At 69.9% G+C, this 15,061-nt stretch carries 13 protein-coding genes; 9 read left to right on the forward strand and 4 right to left on the reverse strand.

What is annotated here, in order from left to right; translation table 11 throughout:
* The first annotated feature begins 51 nt into the window (after positions 1-51).
* From JNX00_RS00395 to JNX00_RS00415, 5 genes are read left to right on the forward strand one after another with little or no spacing between them, the layout of a single operon-like run.
* The gene (locus tag JNX00_RS00395; RefSeq protein ID WP_204743774.1) at positions 52-873 is read left to right on the forward strand and encodes an alpha/beta fold hydrolase; all 822 of its coding nucleotides are present in this window, start codon (positions 52-54) and stop codon (positions 871-873) included.
* Positions 870-1,739 carry a xanthine dehydrogenase family protein subunit M gene (locus JNX00_RS00400; protein ID WP_204743775.1) on the forward strand — a complete coding sequence of 290 codons (870 nt, stop codon included), beginning with the start codon at positions 870-872 and terminating at the stop codon, positions 1,737-1,739. Before JNX00_RS00395 ends, JNX00_RS00400 begins: the two co-directional genes overlap by 4 nt.
* Complete coding sequence (locus JNX00_RS00405; RefSeq protein ID WP_204743776.1) at positions 1,736-4,036, forward strand: xanthine dehydrogenase family protein molybdopterin-binding subunit; 2,301 nt, start codon at positions 1,736-1,738, stop codon at positions 4,034-4,036. The genes JNX00_RS00400 and JNX00_RS00405 overlap by 4 nt, the downstream gene beginning before the upstream one ends.
* A 14-nt stretch (positions 4,037-4,050) precedes the next feature.
* Positions 4,051-4,545: a (2Fe-2S)-binding protein gene (locus JNX00_RS00410; protein ID WP_070399639.1), complete on the forward strand. Its 495-nt coding sequence runs from the start codon at positions 4,051-4,053 to the stop codon at positions 4,543-4,545.
* Between the two features lie 19 nt (positions 4,546-4,564).
* Positions 4,565-5,227, forward strand: coding sequence for a carbon monoxide dehydrogenase subunit G (locus JNX00_RS00415; protein ID WP_070399638.1), 663 nt, complete (start codon positions 4,565-4,567; stop codon positions 5,225-5,227).
* Positions 5,228-5,355: 128 nt separating this feature from the next.
* Here JNX00_RS00415 and JNX00_RS00420 read toward each other — a convergent pair whose 3' ends face one another.
* From JNX00_RS00420 to JNX00_RS00435, 4 genes are all read right to left on the reverse strand, one after another.
* Positions 5,356-6,969: a GMC family oxidoreductase N-terminal domain-containing protein gene (locus JNX00_RS00420; RefSeq protein WP_204743777.1), complete on the reverse strand. Its 1,614-nt coding sequence runs from the start codon at positions 6,967-6,969 to the stop codon at positions 5,356-5,358.
* A gap of 8 nt (positions 6,970-6,977) precedes the next feature.
* Entirely contained in the window at positions 6,978-8,477 is a 1,500-nt protein-coding gene (locus tag JNX00_RS00425) for an aldehyde dehydrogenase (protein WP_204743778.1), read from the reverse strand.
* A 104-nt stretch (positions 8,478-8,581) separates the two neighbouring features.
* Positions 8,582-8,965, reverse strand: coding sequence for a RidA family protein (locus tag JNX00_RS00430; RefSeq protein ID WP_070399635.1), 384 nt, complete (start codon positions 8,963-8,965; stop codon positions 8,582-8,584).
* Positions 8,966-10,183, reverse strand: a complete 1,218-nt coding sequence (locus tag JNX00_RS00435) for an ABC transporter substrate-binding protein (protein ID WP_204743779.1) — start codon at positions 10,181-10,183, stop codon at positions 8,966-8,968. It lies immediately after the preceding gene.
* A gap of 229 nt (positions 10,184-10,412) precedes the next feature.
* Between JNX00_RS00435 and JNX00_RS00440 the strand changes: the two genes are divergently transcribed.
* From JNX00_RS00440 to JNX00_RS00455, 4 genes are all read left to right on the forward strand, one after another.
* A complete protein-coding gene (locus JNX00_RS00440) occupies positions 10,413-10,820 on the forward strand; it encodes a PaaI family thioesterase (RefSeq protein ID WP_070399634.1) in 408 nt (135 codons plus the stop codon).
* Between the two features lie 160 nt (positions 10,821-10,980).
* Positions 10,981-11,913 (forward strand): LysR substrate-binding domain-containing protein, encoded by a 933-nt coding sequence (locus JNX00_RS00445; protein ID WP_070399633.1) that lies wholly within the window; start codon positions 10,981-10,983, stop codon positions 11,911-11,913.
* A 15-nt stretch (positions 11,914-11,928) separates the two neighbouring features.
* The gene (locus tag JNX00_RS00450; RefSeq protein WP_204743780.1) at positions 11,929-13,488 is read left to right on the forward strand and encodes a class I adenylate-forming enzyme family protein; all 1,560 of its coding nucleotides are present in this window, start codon (positions 11,929-11,931) and stop codon (positions 13,486-13,488) included.
* Positions 13,489-13,605: 117 nt separating this feature from the next.
* Positions 13,606-15,051 carry an NAD-dependent succinate-semialdehyde dehydrogenase gene (locus JNX00_RS00455; protein ID WP_204743781.1) on the forward strand — a complete coding sequence of 482 codons (1,446 nt, stop codon included), beginning with the start codon at positions 13,606-13,608 and terminating at the stop codon, positions 15,049-15,051.
* Positions 15,052-15,061 lie beyond the last annotated feature (10 nt).

Here is a 15,061-nt window from a genome sequence, read left to right on the forward strand (position 1 = left end):
CGAAATTTCTCGTTTGAAAGGGCGCGGGGCGACGGCCAGAATCCGCGCCCTATGACGAACGAAGGACCCGGCGCGACCCACCGCGCCAGCGATGGCCCGACCATCGCTTACAGCGCTCACCTGGTGGCGAAGGACCGGCCGGTGATGGCCCTTGTGCACTCGCTGGGCATGGACCACAGCTTCTGGCAGGCGGTCAGTGACGGGGTGGGTGAGCGGGCTTCGGTGGTGGCCATCGACGCGCGCGGCCATGGCCGTTCGGACGTGGGCACGCCGCCTCTCACGGCCGGGCGCATGGCGCTGGACCTGCGCGAGGTGCTGGACCACCTGGGCATCGAGCGCGTAGTGGTGGGCGGCGCGTCCATGGGTGGCTGCGTGGCCTTGCAGTTCGCGCTCGACCACCCCGAGCGCAGCGCGGCGCTTGCGCTGATCGACACCACGGCCTGGTACGGCCCCACGGCGCCGGCCGACTGGGAGGGGCGCGCCCAGAAAGCCATGGCCCATGGCCTGGCCTCGCTGACCGACTTCCAGGTGACGCGCTGGTTCAGCGACGCTTACCGCGAGCGCGAACCCGAGGCCGTGAAGCATTGGGTGAATGTGTTCCTGCGCAACGACATGCAAGGCTATGTGGAAGCTTGCCGCATGCTGGGTTCTTTCGACGCGCGCGCGCGCCTGGGCACGCTGCGCTTGCCCACGCTGGTGCAGGTCGGCGAAGAAGACTTCGCCGCGCCGGTGGCGATGTCGCAAGCCTTGCACGAGGCCATCGCTGGCTCGACGCTGGACGTGATTCCCGGCGCGCGCCACCTCACCCCGCTGGAGGTGCCCCAGCGGGTCGCCGACGGCCTTCTGGAACTTTGCGCACAGGTGCGGTCATGACACCGTTTGAATTCCTGCTCCCGTACTCGCTGGACGAGGCCTTGTCGCTGCTCGACCCCGAAGACCCGAACGTGCGCCCCGTGGGCGGCGGCACCGCGGTGATGCTGATGATGAAGGCCGGCGTGCTGCGGCCCACGCGCCTGGTGAGCCTGCAGCGCATCGGCGAGCGGCACTCGCGCGTCGAGCGGCGCGCCGATGGTTCGCTGCTGATCGGCGGCTTGGCTCGATTGGCCGACATCGAAGCGAATGCCACGGTGCGCGAGGGCTGGCCCCTGCTGGTGCAGGCGCTGCGCGGTGTGGCCAATCCGCGCGTGCGCGCGGTGGCCACCCTCGGCGGCAACCTGAGCCACGCCGACCCGCACATGGACATGCCACCCGTGATGGCGGCGCTGGGCGCGACGGTGGTGATCACCGGCCCGAGCGGCTCGCGCGAAGTACCCGCCGACGCACTGTGCACCGGGTACTACGAGACCGTGGTCAGGCGCGACGAGCTCATCACCGAACTGCGCGTGCCGCCGCAGGCCGGACCGGGCGCGTACCTCAAGCTCACCACGCGGGCCGCGCACGACTGGCCCGCGCTGGGCCTGGCCGTGGTGCTGGGCCTGCAGGGTGCGCGCGTCACCAGCGCGAGCATCCTCACCGGTGCCGCCACCGACAGCCCGACCCGGTTGCGCAACGCGCAGTCCATCCTGGTGCAGCGCGGCCTGAGCGCGCCGGTGCTGCGCGAAGCGGCCGAGGCCGCCGTGGCCGAGGCGCCGCTGGTGGCCGATGCGCATGGCAGCGCCGCCTACAAGCGCCAGCTGCTGCGCGTGGCCTTGCCGCGCGCCGTGCAGGCCGCCCTGAACCGCACGCGGAGCCACGCATGACCGCCAACCCCAACGCCACCCTGTCACCCGAGCCGCAAATCGGCCGGCGCCTGGACCGCCTCGAGTCGGTGGCCAAGGTCACCGGCGCCGCCGACTACACGCACAACCTGGAGTTGCCGCGCATGCTGCACGCCAAGGTCGTGCGCAGCCCGCACGCGCACGCGCGCATCCTGGGCATCGATGCGCGCGAGGCCGCGGCCATGCCGGGCGTGGTGCACGTGGTGACGGCGCGCGAGGTGATGCGGCTCATTCCCGACCCGCACTACGGCCCGGCCTTTCACGACCAGCCCATCCTCGCCATCGAGAAGGTGCGCCATGTGGGCGAGCCGGTGGCCGTGGTGCTGGCCAATGACCCGCACGCCGCGGAGGCCGCAGCCGGCCTGGTGATCGTGGACTACGAGGTGCTGCCCGCCGTGTTCGACGAGGTCGAGGCCGCGGCATCGAAGATCCTGGTGCACGACGCGCTCAAGCCCGCCGGCACTTTCCCCGACCTGAAGCACCTGGCGGGCCGCAAGGGCACCAACGTGGCCCTGGACTACCACCTGCGCCACGGCGACGCGGACAAGGCCTTCGCCGAGGCCGCGCACGTGTTCGACCACACCTTCAAGACCCAGCAGGTGATGCACGTGCCCATGGAACCCATGGTGACCGTGGCCGAGCCGCAGGACGGCGGCCTGCTGATCCACACCGCCTCGCAGAGCCCCTCGTTCGTGCGCATCGAGATCGCGCGCCTGCTGGGCTGGCCCGAGAACCGCGTGCAGGTGAAGACACGGCTGCTGGGCGGCGGGTTCGGCGCCAAGCTCTACATCAAGCTCGAGGCCCTGGCCGTGGCGCTGGCCCTCATCGCGCGCCGCCCGGTGCGCGTGGCGCTGACGATGGAAGAGCAGTTCTACACCATCACCAAACACGCCACCACCTTCCGCATCCGCAGCGCGGTCAATGCCGAAGGCCGCATCACCGGCCGCCGCTGCGAGGTGTGGTGGAACGGCGGCGCATACGCCGACATCGGCCCGCGCGTGACGCAGAAATCCGGCTTCACGGCCGGCGGCCCTTACGACATCGCCAACCTCGACATCGATTCGTACCAGGTCTACACGCACCTGCCGCCGGCCGGCGCGTTCCGCGGCTTCGGCATCACGCAGGTGGTGTGGGGCTACGAATGCCAGGCGGACCTGATCGCGCGCGAACTGGGCATGGACCCGCTGGACTTTCGCCGCCTGAACCTGCTGGAGAACGGTCGCCCGCACGCGACCGGCACGGTGATGAAGGACGCCGCGCTGCGCCTGGTGCTGGACACCGTGGCCAAGCGCATGCAATGGGACCGCCCGATCGAACGCGGCACCGGCACCCTGCGACGCGGGCGCGGCATCGGCCTGGGGTTCAAGGCCCTGGTGGCACCCACAACGTCGGTGGCCACCATCAACCTGGGCGGCGATGGCAGTTGTGTGCTGCTCATCAGCACGGTGGACATGGGCCAGGCCTCGGACACGGCGATGGCCATGGTCGCGGCCGACGCGCTGGGCCTCAAGGCCGAGCAGATCCGCGTGGTGCACCCCGACACCGACGTGACGCCCTACGACATGGCCACGCTGGGCTCGCGCTCCACCTTCCACATGGGCAACGCGGTCAAGCTCGCCGCGCAAGACCTTCTGGCCCAGCTCGCGGCCCTGGCCGACGAACTGGGCCAGCCATTCAACGGCATCGCCGACGCCGGCGCGCTGCTGCGCAAGAAGTACGGCATGCCCGCGGGCACGCTCGTCGGCACAGGCACCTTCATGCCACCGTACCAGTCACCCGACGCGGATGGCCGCTCGCCCGACATCACGCCCAACTGGATGATTGGCGGCACCGGCGTGGAGGTGGAGGTGGACACCGAGACCGGTCACTTCCGCCTGCTGCGCATCGAGAACGTGGTGGACTGCGGCACGCCCCTCAACCCCAAGGTGGTCGAGACCCAGATCTCGGGCGCGGCCATCATGCAGCTGGGCATGGTGCACCTGGAGAAGATGGCGTTCGACGCCGAGGGCCGGCTGCGCAACGCGTCCTTCTCCGAATACAAGATCCCGGGCATCCACGACATCCCCGAACACTTCGGCTGCGAGGCCGTGGACGCGCAACAGGGCACCGGCCCCTACGGCGCCAAGGGCCTGGGCGAAAGCGGCTGCTTCGGCGTGGCATCGGCCGTGGCCGATGCCATCCACGACGCCGTGGGCGTGCGCCTGTTCTCGCTGCCCATCACGCCCGAGGCGGTGATGCGCGCACTGCTCGCGCAGCGCGGCGAATCGCTCGGCGACTGACCTTCCCCAACACCATGAGCACCACCAGCACCCTCATCCAGTTCCGGCTGAACGGCGAGCCCATGGCCCGCCAGGTCGAGTCCTTCCACACACTGGTCGAAGTCGTGCGCGGCTGCGGCCTGCACGGCGCGCGCGAAAGTTGCGGCCAGGGCCTGTGCGGCTGCTGCACCGTCGTGGTCGATGGCCAGGCCGTCACGGGCTGCATCTACCCGGCGCTGCACGCCGACGGCGCCGACATCGCCACCATCGAAGGCGTGGCAAAAGACGGCCGACTCGACCCGGTGCAACAAGCCTTCATCGACGCCGGCGCCTTCCAGTGCGGTTTCTGCACGCCGGGCTTCATCCTGATGGCTCGCCAGCTGCTGGCAAACAACCCCGACCCAAGCGAACACGAGATCCGCCACTACCTGGCGGGCAATCTGTGCCGCTGCGGCGCGTACCCCGAAATCGTGAAGGCCGTGCGACTGGCCGCCGAGCGCCTGCGCGCGCCGGCCGCCGCGGGCCAGTGACCCACTCGAACAGAACACCATGGACATCCAAGGCGAAAAAATTCTCCAGGCCGATCGCGCGAGCGTCTGGCGCGCGCTCAACGACCCCCAGGTGCTGCAGCGGTGCCTGGCCGGCTGCGACACCTTCGAGCCCGATGGCGAGAACCGCTACCGCGTGGCGATGGCCGCCACTGTGGGCCCGGTGCGCGCGCGCTTCGCGGGCAAGCTGGCGCTGCGCGACGTGAACCCACCGACGTCCTACGCGCTGAGCTTCGAGGGCTCGGGCGGCGTGGCCGGCTTCGGCAAGGGCGAGGCATCGGTGGTGCTGGACGACATGGCCGAGGGCACGCGGCTGCGCTACACGGCGCAGGCCCAGGTGGGCGGGCGCCTGGCACAGGTGGGCGCGCGGCTCATCGATGGCGTGACCCGGCGCATGGCGGACGACTTCTTCACGCGCTTCGTGCGGGAGCTGGGGCGGGGTGACGAGGCCCCGGTGGCCGACACGGGTGCTGCGGTCGCCGCCACCAGTCCGACGGCTGGGGCAATGGCTTCGACGCCCCGCGCCGCGCCGGCGGCGGGCGTCGAGGCGCCAGCGGCTACGCGGACCCCAGCCACGGCGATCGCCGTCGTCGCGGCCGCGGTGTCGGCCACAGCGGCTTCGGTGGCGGTGCTGGCGGCGGTGTTGGCGATGCGGGCGGGCTGACGCCCTCCCGGCGTTTGTCATCCAAGCCCCGGTAGGCGTGAGCCACCGGGGCTTGTCGCATGGGCCATTTCCCATGCGCCGGTTCGACGGGATCTCAAGGCCCAGCCGCTCCTGGGCCTGGACTTGCGTCAGCTTCGCGCGTCCGCCTTGATCATGTCCGCGGCCTTCTCCCCGATCATGATGGCCGTGGCATTGGTGTTGCCCGAGATGATCTTCGGCATGATGGACGCGTCCACTACGCGCAAGCCCTGGAGACCGTGCACGCGCAGGCGCGCGTCGACCACGGCGCGCTCGCCGGTGCCCATGGCGCAGGTGCCCACGGGGTGGAAGATGGTGCCGGCCATCTTGCGGATGCCGTCGAGCAGCTCGGCCTCGTCCTGGATCTCTCGGCCCGGCAGAAACTCCTCGGGCGCATAGCGCTGCATGGCGGGCGCGTTGCACACCTCGCGCAACATGCGCAGGCCCTTCACCACGGTGCGGCAATCGGCCTCGGTGTCGAGGAAGTTCAGGTGGATCGCCGGCGCGGCCAGCGGGTCGGGGCTCTTGAGCGTGACGCTGCCCCGGCTTTCGGGGTGCAGCATGCACACGCCCGCCGTGAAACCCGGGAAGGCGTGTGGCGGATCGCCGAGCTTGTCGTAGGTGATGGGGTAGCAGACGAACTGCAGGTCCGGCGTGGGCTGCGAGGGATCGCTGCGCACGAAGGCGTTCACCAACGCGGGCGGAATGGTCAGGGGGCCGCGGCGGCGCAGCGCGTAGTCGATGCCCATCCACATCTTTCCCCACAGGCTGTTGGCCTGCTGGTTGAGCGTGACGGTGTCCTTCACGCGCAGCATGGTGCGCGCGGCGATGTGGTCCTGCAGGTTGGCGCCCACGCCGGGCAGGTGGCGCACGCTGGCAATGCCCAGGCGCTGCAAAGCGGCGCCGTCGCCCACGCCCGAGAGCTGCAGCACCTGGGCCGAGCCGATGGTGCCGCCCGACAGGATCACCTCACGCGCCGCCTCGATGCGCCACTCGCGGCCGCCGCGCCGCACCACCAGGCCGCTGGCGCGTGTGCCGTCGAAGCTCACGCGGGTCACCTGCGTTTTCGTCAAGACCTCGAGGTTGGGACGGCTTCGCGCCGGCTTGAGGAAAGCGCGCGCGGTGCTCATGCGCACCCCGTTCTTCTGCGTGACCTCGAAGTAGCCCACGCCTTCGTTGTCGCCCGAGTTGAAGTCCTCGCTGCGCGGAATGCCGCACTGCACGGCCGCGTCGCAAAACGCGTCGAGAACGTCCCAGTGGGCGCGCAGGCCCTCGACACGCAACTCGCCACCCGCGCCGTGCGTGTCGCTTGACCCGCGGTGGTAGTCCTCGGACTTCTTGAAGTACGGCAGCACCTCGGCCCAGGACCATCCCTGGTTGCCCATGGCGGACCAGCCGTCGAAATCCGCGGCCTGGCCCCGGATGTAGACCATGGCGTTGATGGACGAAGAGCCGCCGAGCACGCGGCCGCGCGGGTACTTGATGCCACGGCCGCCCAGATTCGCGTCGGGCTCGGCCACGTAACACCAGTCGGTGCGCGGGTTGTTGATGGTGTAGAAGTAGCCGATCGGCACGTGAATCCACGGGTACCAGTCGGTCTCGCCGGCTTCCACCAGGCACACGCGCACCGAAGGGTCGGCGCTCAGGCGGTTGGCCAACACGCAGCCGGCCGAGCCGGCCCCGACGATCACGTAGTCGAAACGGCCAAGAGATTCCTGCGTCATCGTGCGCTTCAGCCCAGCTTGAACGGGTCGCGCAGCGCGCCGCTGAGCTCCACCCACACGGTCTTGGTCTCGAGGAATTCGTTCATGCCTTCGTGGCCGTTCTCGCGGCCGACGCCGCTGTGCTTGAAGCCGCCGAAGGGCGCGAAAGGCGCGGTGACGCGGTAGGCGTTGATCCACACGCTGCCCGCGCGCAGTTGTCCCGCCACACGGTGCGCGCGCTGAACGTTCTGCGTCCAGATGCCAGCGGCCAGGCCGTAGCGGGTGTCGTTGGCGATCTTCACGGCCTCTTCCTCGGTGTCGAAGGGAATGACCGCGAGCACGGGGCCGAACACCTCTTCGCGCGCGATGTCCATCCGGTTGTGCACCTGGGTGAGCACGGTGGGCTGCACGAAGAAGCCGCCCTGCGGCGCCTGTCGGCCACCATAGGCCAGCGTGGCGCCTTCGGCCTCGGCCGACCTCACCATCGACAGGATCTTCTGGAATTGCTGGCCGGTGGCGGCCGGGCCCATTTCGCTGGCCATGTCCAGCGGGTCGCCGAGCTTGATGGCGCTCACGCGCGCCACCAGGCGCTTGACCACTTCGTCGTGGATGGCGCGGTGCACGATGAGGCGCGAGCCGGCCATGCAGGTCTGGCCGGTGGCCGCGTACACGCCCGAGATCACGCCGTTGACGGCCGCCTCGATGTCGCAGTCGTCGAACACCACCTGCGGCGACTTGCCCCCGAGCTCGAGCGAGACGCGCGTGAAGTTCTCGGCGCCCGCGCGTGCGATGGCCTTGCCCACGCCGTCGGAGCCGGTGAAGCTGATCTTGTCGATGTCGGGGCTGGAGACCAGCCAGCGGCCCGCGTCGGCCCCGCCGGTGACGACGTTGAACACGCCGGGCGGAAAGCCCGCCTCTTCCACCAGCTCGGCGAAGCGCAAGGTGGACACCGGCGTGTGCTCGGACGGCTTGACGACGAAGGTGCACCCCGCCGCCAGCCCGGGCGCGAGCTTGAACATCAGCAGCAGGCAGGGCGAGTTCCAGGGCGTGATGGCCGCGACCACGCCGATGGGCTCCTTGCGCGTGAAAGCGATGAAATTGGGGCGGTCGCTGGGCAGCACCTCGCCCTGGCTCTGCGTGGCCTGGCCGGCAAAGTAGTACATCCACTCGGGCAGGTACTTCCACTGACCCAGCATTTCGCGCAGCAGCTTGCCGTTGTCCATGGACTCGATGCGCGCCATGCGCTCGGCGTCGCGCGCGATCAGGTCACCCAGTTTGCGCATCAGCGCGGCGCGCTGCTGCGGCGTGGTCTGACGCCAGGGGCCGTTGTCGAAGGCCTCGCGCGCGGCAGCGACGGCCGCCTTCACGTCGGCCTCGCTGGCGTCGGGTACCGTGGCCCAGACTTTCTGCGTGTAGGGATTGAGGCTGTCCAGCGTCTGGCCGCTGGTGCCAGCGACCCACTGGCCGCCGATGTACATCTGCAGGCGTTCGGTGGCGTCGGCGGCGGGGCTGTTGGTTCGGGTGTCCATTGGTGTTCGAGGAAGTGGCTACGGAGAGAAGAGACCGACCCGCAGTCTAGGAGGCGCGGCGCCTGGGTGCGAGCGATGCTTTTTCATCGCCGCATGAGGGACTCTCATTGCGCGGGCGCGGGCGCGCCGTCGCGCGCGACGGCGATGAGCTGGATCTCCACCAGGCAACCGTGGTGCAGCTCGGGCACCGGCACCACGGCACGCGCGGGGCGGTGATCGCCCAGCACCCTGGCGTACACGGCATTGAACGCGGGCCAGTGCGCCACCCCCACCACATAGGCGGTGCACTGGACCACGTCGGTCCAGCCACAACCGGCGGCGCGCAGCACCCGCGCGCAACGGTCCAGCGCGTCGAGCGCCTGGGCCTCGAAACCTTCGGTGTCGGGCGAGGGCAGCACGCCCGAGACGAAGACGAAGCCATTGGCCACCACGGCCTGGGCGTAGTGGCCCGCGGGCGCAGGCAGATCAGGCGCCTGGAGGAAGCGCATTCACTTCCAGAGCGCGCACTTGGACTCGGCCTTGGTGTTGAAGGCGTCCTCGCCTTTCACCGTGGCCACCAGGTTGTAGTAATCCCATGGGTACTTGGACTCGGACGGCTTCTTCACCTGCATCAGGTAGTAGTCGTGCACCATGCGGCCATCGGGGCGGATGTAGCCGTCCTTGGCGAAGAAGTCGTTGATCTTCGCGCTCTTGAGCTGCGCCATCACCTTGTCGGCGTTGTCCGTGCCCACGGCCTTCACGGCGTTCAGGTAGGTCATGGTGGCCGAGTAGGCCCCGGCCTGCAGCACGGTGGGCATGCGCTTGGTCTTCTCGAAGTAGCGGCGCGACCACTTGCGGGAATCTTCGTTGAGGTCCCAGTACCAGGCCTCGGACAGGTACATGCCCTGCGTGGCTTGCAGGCCCATGGTGTGGGTGTCGGAGAGAAACTGCATCATGGCCGTCATGCGCATCTTGCGGTTGACGCCGAATTCGGCGGCGGCTTTCACCGAGTTGTGCAGATCGCTGCCGGCATTGGCCAGCCCCAGCACCTGCGACTGGGACGCCTGGGCCTGCATGAGGAACGACGAGAAGTCCGACGCCGACACCGGGTGGCGCACCGAACCCTTGACCTGACCGCCAGCGGCCTTGATGACCTCGGTGGTGTCCTTCTCCAGCGAATGGCCGAAGGCGTAGTCGGCCACCAGGAAGTACCACGACTTGCCGCCCGCCTCGGTCACGGCCCGTCCGGCCACCCGGGCCTGGGCGATGGTGTCCAGCGCGTAGTTGATGGTGTAGGGCGTGCACTCCTCGTTGGTCAGGCGCGCGGTGCCGGCGCCCACCGAGATGTAGACCGTCTTCTTCTCGGCCGAGACCTTGGACATGGCCAGGCCCACGGCGGAGTTCACGCCGCCCAGCAGCAGGTCGACCTGGTTCACGTCGATCCACTCGCGCGCCTTGGTGGAGGCGATGTCGGGCTTGTTCTGGTGGTCCACGAACATCAGCTCGATCTTCTTGCCGCCGACCTGGCCACCGAAGTCTGCGATGGCCATGCGCACGGCCTCGACGCCGCCCGCGCCGTCGATGTCGGAGAAGAGGCCGGACATGTCGGTGGCGAAGCCGATCTTGACGGTGTCCTGGGTGTACTGGGCCTGGGCGGGCGCGGCGGCGGCCAGGCACAGGGCCGCGCCGAGGGACAAGGCGGACTTGGCGCCGGGAAAGGTTTGCATGGTCATCTCCTGCTGCTCGTTCGTGAATGGGTCCCGTGTCCGCCCCTGCGGGTGGGGGTGCTGCATCGGGTGCGGCGCAGAGTAGCGTCGGGGTATGGGCGGCGCGAGCGATAGTTTTTCATCCGGCCATGAGGGGCCCTCATTCGCGCCGCCGTCACCCGGTTTCCTCTCATGGCCCCATGAATGGCTTTCAGTGGTGGCCATCGGCGGCCTTGCCTAAGCTCCCCCCATGCGCACGCCCAGCCCGATCACGCTCGACAACCCTTTCCTCGAGCACATCGGCGTGCGCCTGGCCGAATGGCACGAGGGCTACAGCGAGTTCCACCTGCCCGTGCGGGCTGAACTGCTCAACCGCCAGGGCGTTCTGCAGGGCGGCGTACTGTCCACGCTGCTGGACGTGGCCTGCGGCTACGCGGGCCTGTACAGCCCGCCCATGCACGAGCCCACGCACGGCCACACGGTCTCGCTCACGGTCAACTTCATCAACAAGGCGTCGAGCGGCCTGGTGGTCACCAAGGGCTTCCTGGTGCAGCGCACGCGCACGCTGTTCTTCGCGCGCGCCGAGGCCTGGCACGAAGGCACGCTGCTGCTGGCCAGCGCGCAGGGCAGCTTCAAGCTCACGGGCCGCTCGCGATGAACCCCCGCCGTCTCCCCGCCGCGCACGCGGCGCAGCCGGTAACATCGCGTCGCTGGCTTATTCAGGAATGCAGGGGTTGGACGAAAGCGCCGCTGAACGGCGCGCCGCAGAGTTCCCATACGGCGCACGACGCCGGGGCGCAGCAGCCGAGAACCCACGCATGAGACCCTTTATCCCTTCGCTGCAAAGCCTGCTGGCCTTCGAATCGGCCGCGCGCCACCTGAGCTTCACGCGCGCTGCGCAGGAGCTATCGGTCACCCAGACCGCCATCAGCCACCAGATCAAGGCCCTGGAAGAGCGCCTGGAGATCAAGCTGTTCACGCGCAAGCGCAACACGCTGGCGCTCACGCCCGCCGCCTCCGAGTACCTGCGCTCGGTGAGCGAGGCGATCAGCATGCTGGCCATCGCCAGCGACAACACGCGCAAGAAGGTCGTCAACACGGTGCTGGTGATCGCCTGTCTGCCGGCCTATGCGGTGCACTGCCTGATTCCGCGCCTGCCGGACTTCCAGCGCCAGCACCCGGACATCACGGTGCACCTGTCCACCAGCGCCAACTTCGACGAGTTCGACAACAACACGCACGACGTGGCCATCCGCTATGGCTCGGGCCGCTGGAGCGGCATGCGCACCGACCTGCTGCACGGCGAGGAGTTCTTCCCGGTGTGCTCGCCCCGGTTGCTGGACACGATCGGCACCGAGGGCAGCGAGGCCGAGCGTCTGGCGCGCTTCGTGCGCATCCGCACCTACTTCTATTCGCTCTACCAGGACGACTGGCCAGCCTGGCTGGACGCGGCCGGCCACAGCCACGTGCGCTTCGCGGGCGAGTCGGTGTTCCAGCTGCAGTTCACTTCGCAGGCGGCCGCCGTGGAAGGCATGGGCCTGGCCATCGGCCGCACGCCGCTGATCGACCGCGAACTCGCGCGCGGCACGCTGGTGGCGCCCTTCGGCACGCGCGTGGCCTCCAGCTCCAGCTACTTCCTCACCTCGACAACGGCCAAGGCCAAGCTGCGCCGCGTGGAACTCTTCCGTGAATGGGCCCTGGCCAACCTGAGCCTGCCGCCACCGCCGCCCGCGCAGGCCACGGCCGGCTGAGCCCGGCGCCCGCGCATGGAGCCACGCCACGCAGCGTCCGACTGGCTGTCGCCCGCGCAATGGCTCGAGCGCCACGCGGCGCGCGACCCGCTGCGCGCCGCGGTGGTCGACGTCGATCGCGACCAGCGCATCCGCTACGGTGAACTGGCGGCCGTGGTGGACAGCGTGGCCCTGCAACTGCGCGAACGCGGTGTAGGCCACGGCAGCCGGGTGGTGCTGATCATCGACGGCGGCATCGAAACCGTGGTGATGTGGCTCGCCCTGTGGCGCCTGGCCGCCGTGGTGTGCCCCTTCGACATTTCCCAGATCGGCGCCACCGCGACACAAGTCGCCTTCAACACCCTGAAGCCGGCGCTGCTGCTGCACGGCCAGCGCCTGGGCGAGGCCGACATCCCCGCCGGCATGGGCCCGCACCTGCGCTTCGGCCAATGGCCACCGGCGCCCGGCGAACTGGCGGCGATCCGCCTGGAAGCCGCGGCGCACGCACCGCATCAGCGGGCCGCGCTGCACCGGGCCGGGCCGCGCGCGCAGGATCTGGCCGCGGCCTGCTGCACCTCGGGCAGCACCGGGCGCATGAAGATCGTGTTGCACGACCACGCCTCGTACGCGCTCAACGGCCTGGCCAGCACCCACCTTCTCGATCTGCGCCAGAGCGACCACTTGCTCGACTACCGCTCCTTCAGCTGGTATTCGCCGCAGATCCTGAGCCTCATGCCCTTCCTGCAACTGGGGTTCACCTTGCACCTCGCGCGCCAGTTCTCGGCCTCGCGCTTTCCCGAGTGGATCGCCCGCCACGGCATCACCGTGGCGGCGGGCGTGCCCACGGTGCTCAACATCCTGCTGGGCCACCCGCTGGAGCGCCTGCGCGCCAGCTCGGCCAGCCTGCGCGTGATGTCTTCGAGCTCGGCGCCGCTGGCCGCGAGTACCTGGGCGCGCTTCGAACGCGAGACGGGCATTTCCATCATCAACCTCTATGGCTCGTCCGAAGGCGGCTGGATCTGCGGCAACCGGCTGGTGGACCGGCGCATCGGTTCGGTGGGCCGGCCGGTGCCGGGCATGGACGTGCACATCCTGGACACACAAGGCGCGCCCTGCGCGGATGGCGAGCCCGGCGAGGTGGTGATCGAGGGCGCCAAGCTCGCGCTGGGCACCTTGCAGCCCGATGGCACGCTGCGTCCCATCCGCGGCCAGGCGTTCCGCACACGCGACCTCGCGGTGCGCGAGGCCGACGGCGTGGTGCGCCTGCTGGGCCGCATGGACGACCTGGTGATTCGCGGCGGCGTGAAGGTGTCACCCGGCGAGATCGAGGATGCGCTGCTGGCCCACCCCGGCGTGGCCGAGGCCGCCGCCGTGGGCGTGCCCGATGCGATCTACGGCCAGGAGGTGGTGGCCTTCGTGGTGGCGCGCGAGGACGCGGTGCTGGATTCGCCGGCCCTGCAGGCCCATGCGGCGGAACAGCTGCCGCGCGCGAAGCGGCCCCTGGCGGTGTGCATCATCGACGCGCTGCCGCGCAACGCGCGCGGCAAACTGCGGCCCGACGCGCTCCAGGCGCTCTGGCGGGAGATGGTGGGCTAGCCGGGGCGGCGGGCGCGGGCGCGCCCGCCGCCCACCGCGCCCGGTTATGCCGTTTGCGATAGGGTACGGGGCCCGGCCGACGCCGGCCGGCCCCCGTCGACGTACACCACCGCTGCCATGACCACCACCGCCTACCCCAGCACCCAACTCCTCATCGCCAACCAGTGGGTCGACGCCGCCAGCGGCAAGACCATCGACGTACGCAACCCGGCCACGGGCCAGATCATCGGCACGGTGGCGCACGCCGGCATCGAGGACCTGGAGCGCGCGCTGGCGGCCGCGCAGAAGGGCTTCGAGACCTGGCGCGACACGTCGGTCTACGAACGCGCGGCCCTGATGCGCCGCGCCACCGCGCTGCTGCGCGAACGCGCCAGCGACATCGCGCGCGCGCTCACGCAGGAGCAGGGCAAGCCGCTGGCCGAGGCCCGGGGCGAGGTCCTCGCCGGCGCGGACATCCTCGACTGGTTCGCCGACGAGGGCCGCCGCGTCTACGGGCGCCTGGTGCCGGGCCGCAACACGGCCGCGCAGCAGATGGTCATCAAGGAGCCCGTGGGCCCGGTGGCGGCCTTCACGCCCTGGAACTTCCCGGTCAACCAGATCGTGCGCAAGATGGGCGCGGCCCTGGCCACGGGCTGCTCCTTCCTGTGCAAGGCGCCCGAGGAAACCCCCGCGTCGCCAGCCGCGCTGCTGCGCTGTTTCGTCGACGCCGGCCTGCCGCCTGGGGTGGTGGGTCTGGTGTTCGGCGACCCGGCCGAGATCTCCGGTCACCTGATCCCGCACCCCGTGATCCGCAAGGTCACCTTCACCGGCTCCACCGCGGTGGGCAAGCAGCTCGCGGCCCTGGCCGGGCGGCACATGAAGCGCGTGACCATGGAACTGGGCGGCCACGCGCCGGTGATCGTGGCCGAGGACGCCGACGTGGCGCTGGCCGTAAAGGCCGCGGGCGCGGCCAAGTTCCGCAATGCGGGCCAGGTCTGCATCTCGCCCACGCGCTTCCTGGTGCACAGCAGCCTGGTGGAGGACTTCTCGCGCGCGCTCACGCAGCACGCGCAGGGCCTCAAGCTGGGCGATGGCCTGGCCGAGGGCACCACGCTGGGGCCGCTGGCCAATGCGCGCCGCGTGACGGCCATGGCCCAGGTGGTGAAGGACGCGGCCGAGCATGGCGCCGAGGTCCTCACGGGCGGCGAGCGCGTGGGCGAGGCCGGCAACTTCTTCGCGCCCACCATCATCCGCTCGGTGCCGCTGAAGGCCGACCTCTTCAACAACGAACCCTTCGGCCCGATCGCGGGCATCCGCGCCTTCGACCGGCTGGAGGAGGCGATCGCCGAAGCCAACCGCCTGCCGTATGGACTGGCGGCCTACGCCTTCACGCGCTCTTACAAGAACGTGCAGCTGCTGGCCAACCGAGTGGAAGCGGGCATGGTGTGGATCAACCAGCCGGCCACGCCCTCGGCCGAGCTGCCCTTCGGCGGCATCAAGGACTCGGGCTACGGCACCGAGGGCGGTCCCGAGGCGATGGAGGCCTACCTCAACACCAAGGCGGTGTCGGTGGTGGGGATCTGAACGGCGTCTG

The sequence above is a fragment of the Hydrogenophaga sp. YM1 genome, from assembly GCF_016903055.1.
Lineage (GTDB): Bacteria > Pseudomonadota > Gammaproteobacteria > Burkholderiales > Burkholderiaceae_C > Hydrogenophaga > Hydrogenophaga borbori.

Bases quoted from the DNA above. Each gene is read 5' to 3' on its own strand.
- JNX00_RS00435 (WP_204743779.1), bottom strand. From the start codon at position 10,183: ATGCAAACCTTTCCCGGCGCCAAGTCCGCCTTGTCCCTCGGCGCGGCC.
- JNX00_RS00440 (WP_070399634.1), top strand. From the start codon at position 10,413: ATGCGCACGCCCAGCCCGATCACGCTCGACAACCCTTTCCTCGAGCAC.
- JNX00_RS00405 (WP_204743776.1), top strand. From the start codon at position 1,736: ATGACCGCCAACCCCAACGCCACCCTGTCACCCGAGCCGCAAATCGGC.
- JNX00_RS00445 (WP_070399633.1), top strand. From the start codon at position 10,981: ATGAGACCCTTTATCCCTTCGCTGCAAAGCCTGCTGGCCTTCGAATCG.
- JNX00_RS00395 (WP_204743774.1), top strand. From the start codon at position 52: ATGACGAACGAAGGACCCGGCGCGACCCACCGCGCCAGCGATGGCCCG.
- JNX00_RS00410 (WP_070399639.1), top strand. From the start codon at position 4,051: ATGAGCACCACCAGCACCCTCATCCAGTTCCGGCTGAACGGCGAGCCC.
- JNX00_RS00455 (WP_204743781.1), top strand. From the start codon at position 13,606: ATGACCACCACCGCCTACCCCAGCACCCAACTCCTCATCGCCAACCAG.
- JNX00_RS00425 (WP_204743778.1), bottom strand. From the start codon at position 8,477: ATGGACACCCGAACCAACAGCCCCGCCGCCGACGCCACCGAACGCCTG.
- JNX00_RS00415 (WP_070399638.1), top strand. From the start codon at position 4,565: ATGGACATCCAAGGCGAAAAAATTCTCCAGGCCGATCGCGCGAGCGTC.
- JNX00_RS00450 (WP_204743780.1), top strand. From the start codon at position 11,929: ATGGAGCCACGCCACGCAGCGTCCGACTGGCTGTCGCCCGCGCAATGG.
- JNX00_RS00420 (WP_204743777.1), bottom strand. From the start codon at position 6,969: ATGACGCAGGAATCTCTTGGCCGTTTCGACTACGTGATCGTCGGGGCC.
- JNX00_RS00400 (WP_204743775.1), top strand. From the start codon at position 870: ATGACACCGTTTGAATTCCTGCTCCCGTACTCGCTGGACGAGGCCTTG.
- JNX00_RS00430 (WP_070399635.1), bottom strand. From the start codon at position 8,965: ATGCGCTTCCTCCAGGCGCCTGATCTGCCTGCGCCCGCGGGCCACTAC.